The 17,897-nt window shown below is 46.1% G+C and carries 11 protein-coding genes, 3 rRNA genes and 3 riboswitches; of the genes, 13 read left to right on the top strand and 1 reads right to left on the bottom strand.

Features of this window, described 5'->3' with window-relative positions; all coding sequences use genetic code 11:
• Position 1: 1 nt before the first annotated feature.
• The 9 genes from nadE to rrf all read left to right on the top strand — a co-directional run bounded on the left by nadE (position 2) and on the right by rrf (position 14,184).
• A complete protein-coding gene (nadE, locus tag QWT69_RS12610) occupies positions 2 to 826 on the top strand; it encodes an NAD(+) synthase (protein ID WP_317966165.1) in 825 nt (274 codons plus the stop codon).
• Positions 827 to 1,013: 187 nt separating this feature from the next.
• A complete protein-coding gene (locus QWT69_RS12605; protein ID WP_317966163.1) occupies positions 1,014 to 1,964 on the top strand; it encodes an AAA family ATPase in 951 nt (316 codons plus the stop codon).
• Positions 1,961 to 3,172 carry a DUF58 domain-containing protein gene (locus QWT69_RS12600; RefSeq protein ID WP_317966161.1) on the top strand — a complete coding sequence of 404 codons (1,212 nt, stop codon included), beginning with the start codon at positions 1,961 to 1,963 and terminating at the stop codon, positions 3,170 to 3,172. Before QWT69_RS12605 ends, QWT69_RS12600 begins: the two co-directional genes overlap by 4 nt.
• Positions 3,169 to 5,358, top strand: a complete 2,190-nt coding sequence (locus QWT69_RS12595; RefSeq protein ID WP_317966159.1) for a DUF4129 domain-containing transglutaminase family protein — start codon at positions 3,169 to 3,171, stop codon at positions 5,356 to 5,358. The genes QWT69_RS12600 and QWT69_RS12595 overlap by 4 nt, the downstream gene beginning before the upstream one ends.
• Before the next feature lie 31 nt (positions 5,359 to 5,389).
• Positions 5,390 to 5,491, top strand: a riboswitch (purine riboswitch).
• A gap of 184 nt (positions 5,492 to 5,675) precedes the next feature.
• Positions 5,676 to 7,148, top strand: coding sequence for a glutamine-hydrolyzing GMP synthase (gene guaA / locus QWT69_RS12590; RefSeq protein ID WP_317971081.1), 1,473 nt, complete (start codon positions 5,676 to 5,678; stop codon positions 7,146 to 7,148).
• Positions 7,144 to 7,244: riboswitch (purine riboswitch) on the top strand. Its footprint overlaps the gene before it by 5 nt.
• Before the next feature lie 141 nt (positions 7,245 to 7,385).
• A complete protein-coding gene (locus QWT69_RS12585) occupies positions 7,386 to 8,720 on the top strand; it encodes an NCS2 family permease (RefSeq protein WP_317966157.1) in 1,335 nt (444 codons plus the stop codon).
• Between the two features lie 344 nt (positions 8,721 to 9,064).
• A 16S ribosomal RNA gene (locus QWT69_RS12580) occupies positions 9,065 to 10,616 on the top strand.
• 312 nt (positions 10,617 to 10,928) lie between these two features.
• Positions 10,929 to 13,862 (top strand): 23S ribosomal RNA (locus tag QWT69_RS12575).
• A 206-nt stretch (positions 13,863 to 14,068) separates the two neighbouring features.
• Positions 14,069 to 14,184: ribosomal RNA gene (rrf, locus tag QWT69_RS12570) — 5S ribosomal RNA — on the top strand.
• The 16S, 23S and 5S rRNA genes sit together here, the layout of an rRNA operon.
• Before the next feature lie 484 nt (positions 14,185 to 14,668).
• Here rrf and QWT69_RS12565 read toward each other — a convergent pair.
• Positions 14,669 to 15,049 (bottom strand): hypothetical protein, encoded by a 381-nt coding sequence (locus QWT69_RS12565; RefSeq protein WP_317966155.1) that lies wholly within the window; start codon positions 15,047 to 15,049, stop codon positions 14,669 to 14,671.
• A 188-nt stretch (positions 15,050 to 15,237) separates the two neighbouring features.
• Here QWT69_RS12565 and QWT69_RS12560 point away from each other — a divergent pair, with 188 nt between their 5' ends.
• The 4 genes from QWT69_RS12560 to purK all read left to right on the top strand — a co-directional run bounded on the left by QWT69_RS12560 (position 15,238) and on the right by purK (position 17,893).
• Entirely contained in the window at positions 15,238 to 15,765 is a 528-nt protein-coding gene (locus QWT69_RS12560) for a DUF2179 domain-containing protein (RefSeq protein ID WP_317966153.1), read from the top strand.
• Entirely contained in the window at positions 15,762 to 15,953 is a 192-nt protein-coding gene (locus tag QWT69_RS12555; RefSeq protein WP_317966151.1) for an NETI motif-containing protein, read from the top strand. The genes QWT69_RS12560 and QWT69_RS12555 overlap by 4 nt, the downstream gene beginning before the upstream one ends.
• Positions 15,954 to 16,038: 85 nt before the next feature.
• Positions 16,039 to 16,138, top strand: a riboswitch (purine riboswitch).
• A 154-nt stretch (positions 16,139 to 16,292) separates the two neighbouring features.
• Entirely contained in the window at positions 16,293 to 16,781 is a 489-nt protein-coding gene (purE, locus tag QWT69_RS12550) for a 5-(carboxyamino)imidazole ribonucleotide mutase (RefSeq protein ID WP_317966149.1), read from the top strand.
• Positions 16,778 to 17,893, top strand: a complete 1,116-nt coding sequence (gene purK / locus QWT69_RS12545; protein WP_317966147.1) for a 5-(carboxyamino)imidazole ribonucleotide synthase — start codon at positions 16,778 to 16,780, stop codon at positions 17,891 to 17,893. Before purE ends, purK begins: the two co-directional genes overlap by 4 nt.
• The last annotated feature ends 4 nt before the right edge of the window (positions 17,894 to 17,897 follow it).

Below are 17,897 nucleotides of genomic sequence, written 5' to 3'. Positions count from 1 at the left end.
TATGACATTCCAAGACCAGATTATCGAGGAATTGAAAAGCAAGCCGACAATTGATTCTAAAGAAGAAATCCGCAAATCCGTTGACTTCCTGAAAGACTATCTAACGAAAAATGCATTTGTAAATGGCTTTGTTTTAGGTATATCAGGTGGTCAGGACTCAACACTCGTTGGTAAGCTCGGGCAGATTGCGGTCGACGAACTGAACGAGGAGAAAAAGACGGATCGTTATCAGTTCATCGCAATCCGCTTGCCTTATGGTAAACAATTTGACGAAGATGACTGTCAAGATGCGCTGGAATTCATTCAACCTTCGAAGATTTACACAGTAGATATTAAAGATTCCGTCGATGCGAGTGAACGGGCGCTTAAGAAAGCAGGCATTATCATTTCCGACTATACAAAAGGAAATGAGAAAGCAAGGGAACGGATGAAAGTACAATATGCCATTGCTGCGACGTATAGCTGTGTAGTTCTTGGGTCTGACCATGCTGCTGAAGCGATTACAGGATTTTATACGAAGTTTGGCGATGGCGGGGCAGATTTGATGCCAATCTTCCGTTTAAACAAACGGCAAGGCCGGCAATTGCTCCGGGAACTAGGTGCTCCCGAGCATCTTTACAATAAAGTACCGACTGCAGATCTCGAAGAAGATAAACCGGCCATACCGGATGAAGTGGCACTTGGTGTGAGTTATGATGACATCGATGATTATTTGGAAGGTAAAGAAATATCGACCAAAGCACGTGAGACGATTGAACGTTATTTTACTCGATCGGCTCATAAGAGGCATATGCCCATTACGATTTTTGACGATTTTTGGAGATGACGATAAACCTGTTGGCGACTAAACATCGCCGGCGGGTTTTTTGCCGGTTGGCGTTGAATCGTTCCCGAAGGTTGTGGCGCTTTCTTAAATACGTTATTATGAAGTTACATTTTGTAAATTTTCGGACATGTTTTGAGAGCTTTTTGCGTGAAGACATAGAGAGCTGTTTTGAATGGGAGGAAATGGAATGACGCATGCACAAGTGATAGAGAAGGTTTTAGCTAATATCGATCAAGTAATGATTGGAAAACGGGATATCGCTGAACTGAGCGTAACTGCTTTACTTGCGGGCGGGCATGTATTGCTTGAAGATGTGCCGGGTGTCGGTAAGACAATGATGGTAAAAGCGTTGGCGCGTTCAATCGGTGCGAGTTTCAAACGAATTCAGTTCACGCCGGATTTATTGCCATCCGATGTTCTTGGTGTGTCCATTTATAATCCGAAAGAGATGGAATTCGAATTCAGACCGGGCCCAATTGTCGGCAATATCGTTTTGGCGGATGAAATTAACCGGACATCACCGAAGACTCAAGCAGCGTTGCTTGAGAGTATGGAGGAATCTTCCGTTACGATTGACGGAGAAACAATCCACATACCCCAGCCGTTCTTTGTCATGGCTACACAAAACCCGATTGAATATGAAGGGACATATCCGTTGCCGGAAGCCCAATTAGATCGTTTTCTTTTTAAGTTGAAAATGGGCTATCCGAAACGGCTTGAAGAAGTAGAAGTGTTAGTTAGAGCCGAAAAGTCGGTTCCAATGGATCATCTTGAAACCGTTCTTACAGTTGAGGAGTTGACCCTTTTACAGCAGGCAGTAAAAGAAGTGGACGTCAATCATTCGATTAAGGCGTATATGGTCGACTGTGCTGCAGAAACCCGCATTAATCCTTATGTTTATTTAGGCGTCAGTCCACGCGGTTCACTCGCCCTTATGAAATCTTGCCAGGCCTACGCGTTGATGAAAGGGCGGACATTTGTGACGCCAGATGATGTCAAGTATCTGGCTCCATTTGTATTTGGTCACCGTATCATTCTGAAACCGGAAGCGAAGTATGAAGGGATCACGACAACGGAAATCGTCGAAAGGATTCTTGCGAAAGTGAGTGTGCCGATTGATCGGGTGAAGTTAAGATGAAGAAAGGCGGTACTTGGTTTTCGCTAACTGGCCGCCTTCTTTTCATTATTGGTTTGTTCATTGCGAGCTACGTGTTTGCAATGTTTCAAGGCGGAAAAGTGAGTTGGACAATCTTTTACGTCATGACACCCTTCCTGCTTTATTCAGTTGCATTGTTTTTCTATCCACTCCCCGCGTTGAAAGCGATGCGAACCATTAGAACTAAAACGATAGGGAAAGGCGAGAGGTTGAGCGTTACCGTTAGTATCCACCGTCAAATTCCGTTTCCTTTGCTGTATACGGTCATAACGGATAAGTGGTCTGAACCTGTCATGGAGAAAAAAGCGGACGACGCTAATAAGCATTTCTCCATCTTGGGTTTTAGGCGAACAGTGGAGTTTTCGTATGAAATTGAACATGTACCGCGTGGGGAACATATCGCAGAAGGTGTGGAAATTGAAGTGTCAGACTTCTTCGGGTGGATTAGGAAACGTGTTGTCCATGAAGTGAAAGATACCATTCTTGTCTATCCAAATACGACTCCGATGCACTACGCATCACTGGATTCGCAATTTGATAGTGGTGCGCACATTGCACCGTATTCTTTGATTAAAGACACGACGATGGCAACGGGTGTACGCGATTATCAGGCGGGCGACCGAGTAACATGGATCCACTGGAAGTCATTTGCGCGTACGCAGACGTTAATGACGAAAGAATTCGAGGATCGCCAATCGGAGGATCTGATTGTTCTGATAGATGGTCGGGAGTCTGAGGTGTTTGAAGGAAAGGTGGAACTGGCTGCTTCCATCCTAGAAGAAGCCGCGGCGCATCACGCGACTGTCTCTTTCATCTCTGCAGGAGAAAAGACGAAGATTTTTCCTTTCATTCATTCTGCGGATCAGTTGCACACAGCATTTGTGCATTTGGCCAAGATTACACCAGCTCCATTCAGCTCAGTAAGCGTGTTGGAAAGTTCAACGCTTGGGACATTGTCTGGAAGTCTTGTCATTGTGACGGGAAATCCAGATTGGTCATTTATCCAATCGGCAAGCGCCCTCGCTCCGAGCGCCAAAAGAATCATTTGTTTCGTAGTTGTCGAACAAGAAAATAATATTCAATCTGAATTATATGAACAACTGCGTTTAGCTAAATCAAAAGGCATCAAAACTCATGTAGTCAATCGATCGCAGTTTTACGACGCGCTTAGGGAGGTGTCTAACGGATGAATGAAGGAAGGATGGATATCCGCCTACTGCTGATGATGTACACACTTGCGTTCATATTACTGTGGGAATGGCTGTTACCTGTCGTCAAACTAACAGATACGGATCATGTCGGGATTTTTTTATATTTTATTGCACTTTCTTTTATTTTTGGGTTGCTGAGATTCCGTTGGTGGGTGTCTATTCCGCTAAAAATTGTTTACGTATTCACGGCACTTCACTATGTGTTTTTTGAGACGGTGTTGCTAACGCGTGAAACCGCCAGTCTATTAATTGCGGATCTTGCGTCCAACTTCTCCGTCCTCGAGATTGGCGATTGGGAGAGTATTTCAAATCCGTTTAGGACGGTTTTGTTCTTTATACTTTTATGGATGACGATTTACCTCATCCGTCATTGGATTGAAGTGCGTAAAAGTATCCTTCTTTTCTATGCAATGACAGTGATATTCATAGCAGTTCTGGATACTTTTAGTTCTTATGATGCGGATGGTGCAATATTCCGGATTATGATGACGGGATTGCTGCTAATTGGCTTGCTGACAATATCTAAGCTGGCACACAAACATGGACGCAAAATGAGTGTCCGCAGGTTTACCACTTTGGCCGTTCCCTTGTTATTTGCAGTCGTCGCGAGTGGTACATTAGCGAGCTTCCTGCCTGACAAAGAGCCTGTATGGGCTGACCCAGTACCTTTTCTGAAATCATTAATGAATGGCGACAACGCGCTGGGAAGTGGAAGTTCAGTTTCTCAAAGTGGATATGACCCTGATGATTCAAGGCTTGGCGGATCATTCGTCCAAGATAGTACGGTTATTTTCAAGGCGGTCGTTCCCAGAAAACAATATTGGAAAATTGAAACGAAAAACACATATACATCTAAAGGCTGGGAAACGAATGAAGTCGTTTCGGATCCAATTGTTATTTCACCGGGCCAGCTCATTGTTGACGATCCTACGAATATGATGGAAGACAGCGACTACTTGTCAGCCAACATTAGTATGAAGTCTCCGTTGCCATATCTTGTCTATCCGTACGGTACGTCGAAAATCCACACCGTAATGGACGTTGAGCTGAACTATCAGCCAGAAAATGGCCATTATTGGGCAATGGAAATGGAGCAGGAAATCGCACTGGATTCTTACAGCATCGATTTTACTGAATTTGAGCCATACAGTTTGAAAGCTTTGCGTGAAACATCCGTTGAAGACTATAACCCAGGGATTTCCCGATACCTTCAATTGCCTGAAAATCTGCCCGATCGAGTTAAAGAATTGGCTTGGAGTATAACGGAGACGGAAGAGAGTGTTTACGAGAAAGTAAAGAAGGTAGAACGCTATTTCGGTAGAAGTGGATTCACTTATGATCAACAGAACGTCGCTATCCCGCAAGGTGACGAGGACTACGTTGATCAATTCCTATTCGATACGAAACGCGGCTATTGCGATAACTTCTCTACATCTATGGTAGTTCTTTTGCGAGCTGCGGACATACCTGCACGTTGGGCAAAAGGCTTTGCGCCTGGAGAAGGTAAGCAAAACTCCAGAGGGCTTACGGAATACACGGTAACAAACAATGAAGCGCATTCCTGGGTCGAGGCGTATATACCGGGCTTCGGCTGGATGCCTTTTGAGCCGACGATTGGTTTTACAAATCCGACGCGCATCGATTATGACATCGATCTTGATGTAACTGATCCTGAAATACCTGAAATGGAAGAACAGATTAGACAGGAGCAAGAGAAAGTGGAACCGCCTGAGAAAGTCAGCCAGAACAACGTACCGAATCCAATGTTGGTATCAATTAGAGAAATGATAGGGAAGTATAAATGGATATTGTTACTCATCCTGGCAGTGTCGGGTGGGATTGTGTGGAAAGTGTATGCCAACAGAAGTAAATGGATGCCTAAAATACTTGTGCAGACGAATCGAAGCAGAAAAAGCGACTGGGATCAGTTTTCGAAACAGTATATGAGTCTGCTAAAACAGTTGGAGCGTGTCGGCTTGAATAGGCCTGATAGTATGACGTTAGCTGAATACGCAAAAACGGTCGATTCGTTTTATGGCGGCAACCGGATGGATATACTTACGAACGTCTATGAACAGGGTATATATGGAAGGGTTACGGCAGATCAAGATTGGACTGGATTGAAGGAAATATGGGAAGATTTAATCAATAGGGCAACAGGTTGATTTTTGCATATGTAAGGCGTAAAATAGGAAAAAAGATTAACCGATTAACCCTCATATATGTCTGATAATATGGTTCGGACGTTTCTACAAAGTCACCGTAAATGACTTGTCTATGAAGGTGGAAGCAGGTCTGTCCTGTTTCTGTCCGTTGTAGAATGTAAAGGCGCGTAGAAAGTAGAACTTTCTTACGCGTCTTTACCGATTATTGAGAGATCGGAATTTAACTGGAAGAGGTGGATCGATTGTCGACAGCTCCTTTATTAGTAGAACAGGAAAAGATTGTAGTGTTGGATTATGGGAACGCACATAACCAACTGATGACACGTACAATTCGTGAGTTTGGTGTTTACAGTGAATTGCATCCTCACACAATTACTGCAGAAGATATCAAAAATATGAATGCAGTTGGAATCGTCTTGTCAGGCGGAGCAGAATCTGCTGACAAAGCAGCATATGAAATCGATGCAAGCATTTTCGACTTGGGTATTCCCGTCCTCGGCGTGGCATACGGATCTAACTTAATTGTCAACAATTTTAACGGTACTGTTGCAACATCAAGTGACGAAGCGGATACGCAAGAGATCTCACTTGTCGGACAATCAAAACTGTTTGCAGGGATAGATCACACACAGACTGTATTGATGAACAAAGGACATGCGGTTACTTCGTTGCCGGAAGGCTTTGTTTCAATTGCTGCGGATTCAAAAGGAGCCATTGTCGCTTTTTCAAATGAAGACAAGCAAATCTATGGGCTGCAGTTCCATCCTGAAGCACCTCAGTCCGACCACGGTAAAGAGATGCTTCGTCAATTTGTTTCCTCAATCTGTGGAGGGAAAGACAGTTGGACAATGAAACGCTTCATTGAAATTGAAGTAGACAAGATTCGTTCGCAAGTTGGAGACCGTAAAGTTCTTTGTGCATTAAGTGGCGGCGTCGATTCTTCTGTAGTTGCTACATTGCTCCATCGTGCAATCGGTGACCAATTGACATGTATTTTTGTAGATCACGGTCTACTCCGCAAATACGAAGTGGAAAGTGTAGTCGATACGTTCAGCAATCAATTCCATATGAACTTTATTAAAGTGGATGCAAAAAAACGCTTCTTGGACAAGTTAGCAGGTGTAACCGATCCTGAACAGAAACGTAAAATCATCGGCAATGAATTCATCTATGTATTTGATGAAGAATCAAGTAAACTTGAAGGAATCGATTTCCTTGCGCAAGGTACAATTTATGCTGACATCATCGAGAGTGGTACAGCAACAAAAGAAGTGATCAAATCCCACCATAACGTTGGTGGTTTGCCAGAAGATATGGAGTTCGAATTAATTGAACCGCTAAAGGCACTATTCAAAGACGAAGTACGTGCAGTCGGTGCTGAGTTAGGATTACCTTCTGAAATCGTTAATCGCCAACCGTTCCCAGGTCCTGGCCTAGGAGTTCGCGTTCTTGGAGAAATTACAGAAGCGAAACTTGAAATCGTCCGTGAAGCGGATTGGATTCTTCGTGATGAAATTGCAAAAGCAGGTCTTGACCGGGAAATCTGGCAGTATTTCGCAATCCTTCCCGACATTCGGAGCGTAGGTGTTAGGAATGAAAAACGTTCATACGATTATGCAGTTGGCCTTCGTGCAGTCCACTCAGTTGACGGCATGACTGCTGATTGGGCAAGAATACCTTGGGATATTCTTGAGAAGATCAGTAACCGGATTACTGCCGAAGTCGATCAAGTCAATCGTGTCGTTTACGATATTACCGGTAAACCACCTGGCACAATCGAGTGGGAATAATATAATAGTACAACATCGTATAATCTTGGGAATATGGCCCGAGAGTCTCTACCGGACACCTTAAATGTTCCGCCTACGATGATTGGATTAAAGGATTCTCCTTTCATCCAGTTGTCTTTGGGGAAGTATACGAGCGGCATTCGTATACTTCCTTTTTTTTTTATTGCCAAAACTCTTATCAATAGCTTTGCTCAAAGCGTGCACTACATAATCTAAATCATATAAAGGGCGGTCATCATGAAGAAATATTTTGAGTTTGAGAAATTAGGTACGAACTATCGTCGCGAAATTATCGGTGGGTTGACGACGTTTTTAGCAATGGCGTACATATTGGCTGTCAATCCGCTCGTCCTTTCATTAGATGGAGTTCCGGATCTTCCTGATGCAATGCGCATGGATAAGGGTGCTGTATTTGTCGCAACTGCACTAGCGGCAGCGGTCGGTTCAATATTTATGGGGTTAATTGCAAGATATCCAATCGGACTTGCGCCAGGTATGGGACTTAACGCGTTCTTCGCCTTCTCGGTAGTGTTAGGATACGGGATACCTTGGCAAACAGCACTGACGGGTGTTTTGTTCTCAGGTGTAATCTTCATTATCTTATCTCTGACGGGGCTTCGGGAGATGATCATTAATGCCATCCCTGCACAGTTGAAATATGCAGTGGGAGCAGGTATCGGATTATTCATTACGTTCCTCGGTTTACAGAATGCCAATATCATAGTTGCTGATCCGAATACACTCGTAGCACTCGGAGACTTGACAAACGGACCGACGCTTCTTGCGATTTTTGGTTTGGTAATTACGGTCATCATGATGGTCCGAAAAATCAAAGGGGCCATTTTCTACGGCATGATCATGACAACGATTCTTGGAATGTTCGTAAGTCTGATTGATTTGCCGACTCAAATCGTATCGAAAGTACCAAGTGTTGAATCTACTTTCGGTGTCGCATTCCATTCAATCTTTAATGACCCCGCATCATTGATGACTACTCAATTCCTAGTCATCGTCATTACATTCCTGTTCGTCGACTTCTTCGATACAGCAGGAACATTGGTTGCGGTTGCTACACAGGCTGGTTTAATGAAGGACGATAAACTTCCACGCGCAGGAAAAGCATTGCTTGCAGATTCATTGGCGACAGTGACAGGATCTATATTCGGGACATCGACAACGACTTCTTATATCGAATCAACTGCAGGAGTTGCTGCAGGGGCAAGGACAGGGTTTTCTTCTATTGTAGTGGGACTGCTATTCCTATTATCATTATTCTTCTCGCCACTACTCTTCGTCATAACACCGGAAGTCACAGCGCCTGCTTTGATCATCGTAGGGGTTCTTATGGTTACGACGTTGGGTAATATTGAATGGACGAAGTTTGAAATTGCTGTACCTGCATTCTTTACGATTATTGCAATGCCGTTAACGTACAGTATTGCAACAGGAATCGCAATCGGGTTTATCTTCTATCCGATAACAATGTTACTAAGTGGACGCAGGAAAGAAATTCATCCGATTATGTATGTATTGTTCATCATCTTTATCTTGTACTTCATCTTTATCGAATAATTTTTTGAAAAGTTTTAGTTGAAAAGATTGTAGGGAAACCCTGTGTGTATTGGGATACCTACAATCTTTTTTATTTTATAATAGAAAGAAGTTGAAGTGGACTTAAAATTGTTTAGTAAAACCGTTGACATGTCCGAAAAGCTTTGGTATAGTTATAAAGCAGTCGAGAGAACAACACAAACCGACAGCATTAGACAAACATTGAACCTTGAAAACTGAACAGCAAAACGTCAACAATACAAGTTCTGCAACCGGCTTGCCGGTGAACGAACAAAACGAATCTTCGGATTCGAAATTGACATCTTAATTGATGCCAGCAAGAAATGAGCTATTCATTTTCTTCTATCATGGAGAGTTTGATCCTGGCTCAGGACGAACGCTGGCGGCATGCCTAATACATGCAAGTCGAGCGGATTGATGGGAGCTTGCTCCCTGATATCAGCGGCGGACGGGTGAGTAACACGTGGGCAACCTGCCCTGCAGATGGGGATAACTCCGGGAAACCGGGGCTAATACCGAATAATCAGTTCCTTCGCATGAAGGAACTCTGAAAGACGGTTTCGGCTGTCACTGCAGGATGGGCCCGCGGCGCATTAGCTAGTTGGTGGGGTAATGGCCTACCAAGGCAACGATGCGTAGCCGACCTGAGAGGGTGATCGGCCACACTGGGACTGAGACACGGCCCAGACTCCTACGGGAGGCAGCAGTAGGGAATCTTCCACAATGGACGAAAGTCTGATGGAGCAATGCCGCGTGAGCGAAGAAGGTTTTCGGATCGTAAAGCTCTGTTGCGAGGGAAGAATAAGTACGGGAGTAACTGCCCGTACCTTGACGGTACCTCGTCAGAAAGCCACGGCTAACTACGTGCCAGCAGCCGCGGTAATACGTAGGTGGCAAGCGTTGTCCGGAATTATTGGGCGTAAAGCGCGCGCAGGCGGTCCTTTAAGTCTGATGTGAAAGCCCACGGCTCAACCGTGGAGGGTCATTGGAAACTGGAGGACTTGAGTACAGAAGAGGAAAGCGGAATTCCACGTGTAGCGGTGAAATGCGTAGAGATGTGGAGGAACACCAGTGGCGAAGGCGGCTTTCTGGTCTGTAACTGACGCTGAGGCGCGAAAGCGTGGGGAGCAAACAGGATTAGATACCCTGGTAGTCCACGCCGTAAACGATGAGTGCTAAGTGTTAGGGGGTTTCCGCCCCTTAGTGCTGCAGCTAACGCATTAAGCACTCCGCCTGGGGAGTACGGCCGCAAGGCTGAAACTCAAAGGAATTGACGGGGACCCGCACAAGCGGTGGAGCATGTGGTTTAATTCGAAGCAACGCGAAGAACCTTACCAGGTCTTGACATCCCACTGACCGGCATGGAGACATGTCTTTCCCTTCGGGGACAGTGGTGACAGGTGGTGCATGGTTGTCGTCAGCTCGTGTCGTGAGATGTTGGGTTAAGTCCCGCAACGAGCGCAACCCTTGATCTTAGTTGCCATCATTTAGTTGGGCACTCTAAGGTGACTGCCGGTGACAAACCGGAGGAAGGTGGGGATGACGTCAAATCATCATGCCCCTTATGACCTGGGCTACACACGTGCTACAATGGACGGTACAAAGGGCTGCAAACCCGCGAGGGCAAGCCAATCCCATAAAACCGTTCCCAGTTCGGATTGCAGGCTGCAACTCGCCTGCATGAAGCCGGAATCGCTAGTAATCGTGGATCAGCATGCCACGGTGAATACGTTCCCGGGTCTTGTACACACCGCCCGTCACACCACGAGAGTTTGTAACACCCGAAGTCGGTGGGGTAACCCTTACGGGAGCCAGCCGCCGAAGGTGGGACAGATGATTGGGGTGAAGTCGTAACAAGGTAGCCGTATCGGAAGGTGCGGCTGGATCACCTCCTTTCTAAGGATTATTACGGAATATGAACCTTGGGTTCATACGTTGACGTTTTGCGTTCAGTTTTGAAGGTTCATCTATATGATGATCTTTCAAAATTATGGGTTTCGACAAGCGAGCGCTTTTCGTAATCCTATTTGTTCTTTGAAAACTGGATAGAACGACATTGAAGCAACAAAACATCAAGTTAATCAACCGAGTCAATCACTTAGTGATTGAACAATGCAAGTCTTTTTAACGATCATGGAAGCATATCGCTATGCGGAAGTGGTCACTTATGGAATTCATGACGCGTCACAGCGGATTGAAGACCGAAAAGGTTAAGTTAGAAAGGGCGCACGGCGGATGCCTTGGCACTAGAAGCCTAAGAAGGACGGCACTAACACCGATATGCTTCGGGGAGCTGTAAGTAAGCTTTGATCCGAAGATTTCCGAATGGGGAAACCCACTGCCTTTAATGGGGCAGTACGTTTACGTGAATACATAGCGTAAACGAGGCACACCCGGAGAACTGAAACATCTAAGTACCCGGAGGAAGAGAAAGAAAAATCGATTCCCTTAGTAGCGGCGAGCGAAACGGGAAGAGCCCAAACCAGGAAGCTTGCTTCCTGGGGTTGTAGGACACTCTATACGGAGTTACAAAAGGCTGGATTAGACGAAGCGACCTGGAAAGGTCCGCCAGAGCGGGTAATAGCCCCGTAGTCGAAAGTCCATCCCCTCCAGAGTGGATCCTGAGTACGGCGGAACACGTGAAATTCCGTCGGAATCCGGGAGGACCATCTCCCAAGGCTAAATACTCTCTAGTGACCGATAGTGTACCAGTACCGTGAGGGAAAGGTGAAAAGCACCCCGGAAGGGGAGTGAAATAGATCCTGAAACCGTGTGCCTACAAGTTGTCAGAGCCCGTTAATGGGTGATGGCGTGCCTTTTGTAGAATGAACCGGCGAGTTACGATTCCATGCAAGGTTAAGCAGTGAATGCGGAGCCGCAGCGAAAGCGAGTCTGAATAGGGCGAATGAGTATGGGGTCGTAGACCCGAAACCAGGTGATCTACCCATGTCCAGGGTGAAGGTAAGGTAACACTTACTGGAGGCCCGAACCCACGTACGTTGAAAAGTGCGGGGATGAGGTGTGGGTAGCGGTGAAATTCCAATCGAACCTGGAGATAGCTGGTTCTCTCCGAAATAGCTTTAGGGCTAGCCTCAAACGTTAGAATCTCGGAGGTAGAGCACTGTTTGGACTAGGGGCCCATCCCGGGTTACCGAATTCAGACAAACTCCGAATGCCGATGATTTATGTTTGGGAGTCAGACTGCGGGTGATAAGATCCGTAGTCGAGAGGGAAACAGCCCAGACCGCCAGTTAAGGTCCCCAAGTATCCGTTAAGTGGAAAAGGATGTGACGCTGTCCAGACAACCAGGATGTTGGCTTAGAAGCAGCCACCATTTAAAGAGTGCGTAATAGCTCACTGGTCGAATGGCGTTGCGCCGAAAATGTACCGGGGCTAAACGGATCACCGAAACTGCGGATTGACACCTATGGTGTCAGTGGTAGGAGAGCGTTCCAAGGGCGTCGAAGCTAGACCGTAAGGACTGGTGGAGCGCTTGGAAGTGAGAATGCCGGTATGAGTAGCGAAAGAAGGGTGAGAATCCCTTCCACCGAATGCCTAAGGTTTCCTGAGGAAGGCTCGTCCGCTCAGGGTCAGTCGGGACCTAAGTCGAGGCCGAAAGGCGTAGACGATGGATAACAGGTTGATATTCCTGTACCACCTCCCCGCCGTTTGAGCAATGGGGGGACGCAGAAGGATAGGGTGAGCGCGCTGTTGGTCATGCGCGTCTAAGCAGTGAGGTGTGGAACGAGGCAAATCCCGTTCCTATAACATTGAGCTGTGACAGCAAGGGGAATTATTCCCCGGAGTCCCTGATTTCACACTGCCAAGAAAAGCCTCTAGCGAGGCGGGAGGTGCCCGTACCGCAAACCGACACAGGTAGGCGAGAAGAGAATTCTAAGGTGATCGAGAGAACTCTCGTTAAGGAACTCGGCAAAATGACCCCGTAACTTCGGGAGAAGGGGTGCTCTGGTAGGGTGTTAAAGCCCGAGAGAGCCGCAGTGAATAGGCCCAGGCGACTGTTTAGCAAAAACACAGGTCTCTGCAAAACCGTAAGGTGACGTATAGGGGCTGACGCCTGCCCGGTGCTGGAAGGTTAAGAGGAGAGGTCAGCGCAAGCGAAGCTTCGAATTGAAGCCCCAGTAAACGGCGGCCGTAACTATAACGGTCCTAAGGTAGCGAAATTCCTTGTCGGGTAAGTTCCGACCCGCACGAAAGGCGTAACGATCTGGGCACTGTCTCAACGAGAGACTCGGTGAAATTATAATATGCGTGAAGATGCGCATTACCCGCGACAGGACGGAAAGACCCCGTGGAGCTTTACTGTAGCCTGATATTGAATTCCGGTGCAGCCTGTACAGGATAGGTAGGAGCCTTTGAGTCCGGAGCGCCAGCTTCGGAGGAGGCAATGGTGGGATACTACCCTGGCTGTATTGGACTTCTAACCCTTGCCCGTGATCCGGGCAGGAGACAGTGTCAGGTGGACAGTTTGACTGGGGCGGTCGCCTCCTAAAGAGTAACGGAGGCGCCCAAAGGTTCCCTCAGAATGGTTGGACATCATTCGTAGAGTGCAAAGGCATAAGGGAGCTTGACTGCGAGACCTACAAGTCGAGCAGGGTCGAAAGACGGGCTTAGTGATCCGGTGGTTCCGCATGGAAGGGCCATCGCTCAACGGATAAAAGCTACCCCGGGGATAACAGGCTTATCTCCCCCAAGAGTCCACATCGACGGGGAGGTTTGGCACCTCGATGTCGGCTCATCGCATCCTGGGGCTGTAGTCGGTCCCAAGGGTTGGGCTGTTCGCCCATTAAAGCGGTACGCGAGCTGGGTTCAGAACGTCGTGAGACAGTTCGGTCCCTATCCGTCGCGGGCGCAGGAAATTTGAGAGGAGCTGTCCTTAGTACGAGAGGACCGGGATGGACACACCGCTGGTGTACCAGTTGTCTTGCCAAAGGCATCGCTGGGTAGCTATGTGTGGAAGGGATAAATGCTGAAAGCATCTAAGCATGAAGCCCCCCTCAAGATGAGATTTCCCATTACGCAAGTAAGTAAGATCCCTCAAAGAAGATGAGGTAGATAGGTCCGGGGTGGAAGCGTGGCGACACGTGCAGCTGACGGATACTAATCGATCGAGGACTTAACCTTATAAAGAAAAGCGGAGACGACCGTATAGGCGCGACAAGCATAAGATAGCCTGCAAGGAGTGGCATAGCCACGGGAGCAGGATGACTTATGACTCGAGCGACTGGGAGTCGAAGCTGGACAAGTTAGAAAGCGCACGGTTGAACGTGATGAGTTCAGCATCAATGTCTGTTTTATCCAGTTTTGAACGAACAAGTATCGTTCAGTTGTCTGGTAATGATGGCGAAGAGGTCACACCCGTTCCCATACCGAACACGGAAGTTAAGCTCTTCAGCGCCGATGGTAGTAGGGGGTTTCCCCCTGTGAGAGTAGGACGTCGCCAGGCAAAGGCCATTCCCTGTGGGGAATGGTTTTTTTGTGCGTTAAAATTCGACCGAAGGTTGAGTAAGTTGTTGTTTTGACTTTTTATTCGTTAATAAAGGTTAAGCTCTTCAGCGCCGATGGTAGTAAAGGGGCGAAGTCACTTTGCGTAATTTACACCAACGGTGCAAATTACGCAGGGAACTGGTTTCCCCCTGTGAGAGTAGGACTTCGCCAGGCAAAGGCCATCCCTTGTGGGGGATGGTTTTTTTGTGTTCTAAAATAAGTTTGACAGTGCAGGATTGGTCAAAAGCATTTGGCGCGAAATCGTGATGCATAGGAAGTGGGCGTTGTCCCGCGGCAATCGTTATTCGCGGATAGGAAATCGTCCATAGACCTTCCTATGTCGCGTGAAGTGCATTTTACAAATTAATCTTTTTCTTTTAACCAGCATTAAAAAGAAGTTGAAAGAGAATCCGCTCAACATGATGCGGAAACCGCTCAACCTCCTACGGAAACCGCTCAACATGATGCGGAAACCGCTCAACATGATGCGAAAACCGCTCAACATGATGCGGAAACCGCTCAACATGATGCGGAATCCGCTCAACCTCAAGCGGAAACCGCTCAACATGATGCGGAAACCGCTCAACCTCATGCGGAATCCGCTCAACCTCAAGCGGAAACCGCTCAACATGATGCGGAAACCGCTCAACCTCAAGCGGAAACCGCTCAACATGATGCGGAATCCGCTCAACCTCAAGCGGAAACCGCTCAACCCCAAGCGATAACCGCTCAACCTCATGCAGAAACCGCTCAACCCCAAGCAGAAACCGCTCAACCACGCCGCTAAGAACCACTGCAAAGTCATTCAACTCACAAGGCTGCATCAAGCTATCCAGTACAGGATTATCAATTCCATTAACAATTCTATAAACAAATCGATTTTACACATACTCAACTATCTAAAAGGGAACATAGTAAGAAAAGGAAATACCCGAAAAGCTCGCAAATTCTTGTAATCTTGCTTGTTGAGCGATACGATGGAGGTCATCCTACTTAGGAGGTTTGATTAAAAATGATCATGGTATTAATTATTTTGGCTATCAATATAGTCTATGTCACGTTTTTCACGATTCGCATGATTCTTACACTGAAAGGGTATCGCTACATAGCGGCAATGGTCAGTATGGTAGAAGTTGTTGTGTATATTATTGGTCTCGGGTTAGTGTTGGACAACTTGGACAAAGTACAAAACATCATTGCTTATGCTGTTGGATATGGAATCGGGATTATCATCGGTACAAAAATTGAAGAGAAAATGGCTCTTGGTTACATTACTGTAAACGTCATTACGGCTGATGTAGACCATACGATGCCAAAACTGCTGCGAGACAAAGGGTATGGCGTGACAGATTGGGGTGCCAACGGATTAGAGGGCAATCGGTCTGCTATGCAAATATTGACGCCACGTAAAGATGAATTGAAACTATACGAAGTCATTAAACAGATTGATCCTAAAGCCTTCATCATCGCTTATGAGCCCAAGACAATTCATGGCGGATTTTGGGTGAAATCAGTCCGGAAAGGAAAGCTATTCAAATGAGTGCGAAGAAGAAGACCGTCTGGTTTGAAGTTCAAGAGGGCGAAGGAATTGAAGAATGTCTGAATCGAATGGCGTTAGAAGGCTATACGGCTGCAGGTCGAAAAGAAGAACCGCTATTTGAAGAGATAGATGGAAAGTATGTGCCAATTCGGCAAGTTATTAAGTTTAAAGGAATTCTGTTGGATTAAATCACCTTATTGACGAACGATGGAGAAATTTAATGAAATAACGTTCGTTTTTCAATTGACGGATAAACATTGAATTGGTACTATGAAGTAGTGAAATAGATATCCACATATATGCTGAAGGATTGGCTTCAGTGTTTCTACCAGGACACCGTAATGTCTGGACTATGGGGAATAGTGAATTTTAGGAATTAGCGAAAGGTGTGCCATGACAAGTGGAACAATTCATCTTAACGCTTATTAAATATCCTTGAATGAACTGCTTTCCGTAGGTATATGGAGAACAGTTTATTCAAGGATTTTTTGTTTGTATTGAAAAGAATGAAAAGGAGCGGATTGTCTGTGGAACCGAAAGTCGGCGTAATCATGGGAAGTAAGAGTGATTGGGAAACGATGAAACATACTTGTGATATTTTGGATGAGTTGAAGGTGGACTATGAAAAGAAAGTAGTTTCAGCACATCGTACGCCGGATTTTATGTTTGAGTATGCAGAACATGCGCAAGATAGAGGAATCGAAGTAATTATCGCTGGGGCGGGTGGGGCAGCTCACCTTCCTGGGATGGTGGCAGCGAAAACATTGTTGCCTGTTATTGGCGTGCCGGTACAATCAAAAGCATTGAATGGCATGGACTCGTTGTTGTCGATTGTACAGATGCCGGGTGGCGTTCCTGTAGCAACTGTTTCTATTGGCAAGGCTGGAGCAACGAATGCTGGTTTACTAGCGGCACAGTTCTTAGCCGTGCATGATGCGGATTTGCGAAACCGTCTTATAATGCGTAGAAACCAGATGCGTGATATGGCTTTGGAAAGTAGTGGTGACTTACAATGATTATTTTACCAGGACAGACTATTGGTATCATCGGTGGCGGTCAGCTTGGTCGGATGATGGGGCTGGCGGCAAAAGAAGCGGGCTTTAAAATTGCAGTGCTTGATCCGACAATGGATTCGCCTTGTGGTCAAATTGCGGATATCCGTATCGTTGCGCCATACAATGACGAAGCGGCTTTGGAAGAGCTTGGCGAAGTAAGTGATGTAATTACGTATGAATTTGAGAATATCGATTACGAGGGTTTAAAACGTCTTTCGCAGAACGCTTATGTACCTCAAGGCGCGGAACTTGTCAGAATCACACAAAATAGGATTGCTGAGAAGGCTGAAATAAAAGCTTCAGGGGCACCTGTCGCAAACTATATAACTGCAAAAGACTTTGAGGAACTGAAGCAAAAGCTCGAAACAGTTGGTTATCCGTGTGTCGTCAAGACTGCATTTGGCGGATACGACGGTAAAGGACAAGTTAAACTTGATTCTGCAGCGGATATTGAAGAAGCAAAAGAATTATTTGCTCATTCGGCGTGTATCGCTGAAGCATTTGTTCCTTTTGAAAAAGAGATATCAGTCATTATACAACGCAATACATCAGGTGAATCGTATTGCCTGCCGATTGCTGAAAATATTCATCGACATCATATTCTGCACGAATCAATTGTTCCTGCACGTGTACCGGAGACGGTCATAGAGAAAGCAGAACAGGCTGCACAAACGATCGCGGATCACCTGGAGCTAGTTGGTACGCTTGCTGTTGAAATGTTTGTACTTGAAAATGGTGACATCATTATTAACGAATTGGCACCACGGCCACATAACTCGGGTCATTATTCTATCGAAGCATGCAATGTATCGCAATTCCACCAGCATGTTCGTGCCATTTGCGGTTGGCCACTACGAAAACCGAAACTTTGGTCACCGTCCATTATGGTGAATGTCCTCGGTGAACATGTAGCGCCATTAAAAAAAGGCATTAAGAATTATCCGGATTGGTCGATTCACCTCTATGGTAAAGCGGAAGCAAAAGAAAAACGCAAAATGGGCCATGTAACGATTATGACGGAGAACATTGAACAAACATTACATGAAATAGACGAAACAGGCATCTGGCTGTAAGAAA

The sequence above is a fragment of the Sporosarcina oncorhynchi genome (assembly GCF_033304615.1).
GTDB lineage: Bacteria > Bacillota > Bacilli > Bacillales_A > Planococcaceae > Sporosarcina > Sporosarcina oncorhynchi.
Note: the sequence above shows the minus strand (reverse complement) of the source record. Positions and strands in the feature narration are given on the sequence as shown.

Excerpts from the sequence above, each read along its gene's own strand:
- QWT69_RS12595 (WP_317966159.1), top strand. The coding sequence starts at position 3,169 with ATGAATGAAGGAAGGATGGATATCCGCCTACTGCTGATGATGTACACA.
- nadE (WP_317966165.1), top strand. The coding sequence starts at position 2 with ATGACATTCCAAGACCAGATTATCGAGGAATTGAAAAGCAAGCCGACA.
- guaA (WP_317971081.1), top strand. The coding sequence starts at position 5,676 with ATGACACGTACAATTCGTGAGTTTGGTGTTTACAGTGAATTGCATCCT.
- purK (WP_317966147.1), top strand. The coding sequence starts at position 16,778 with ATGATTATTTTACCAGGACAGACTATTGGTATCATCGGTGGCGGTCAG.
- QWT69_RS12555 (WP_317966151.1), top strand. The coding sequence starts at position 15,762 with ATGAGTGCGAAGAAGAAGACCGTCTGGTTTGAAGTTCAAGAGGGCGAA.
- QWT69_RS12565 (WP_317966155.1), bottom strand. The coding sequence starts at position 15,049 with ATGCAGCCTTGTGAGTTGAATGACTTTGCAGTGGTTCTTAGCGGCGTG.
- QWT69_RS12585 (WP_317966157.1), top strand. The coding sequence starts at position 7,386 with ATGAAGAAATATTTTGAGTTTGAGAAATTAGGTACGAACTATCGTCGC.
- QWT69_RS12600 (WP_317966161.1), top strand. The coding sequence starts at position 1,961 with ATGAAGAAAGGCGGTACTTGGTTTTCGCTAACTGGCCGCCTTCTTTTC.
- QWT69_RS12560 (WP_317966153.1), top strand. The coding sequence starts at position 15,238 with ATGATCATGGTATTAATTATTTTGGCTATCAATATAGTCTATGTCACG.
- QWT69_RS12605 (WP_317966163.1), top strand. The coding sequence starts at position 1,014 with ATGACGCATGCACAAGTGATAGAGAAGGTTTTAGCTAATATCGATCAA.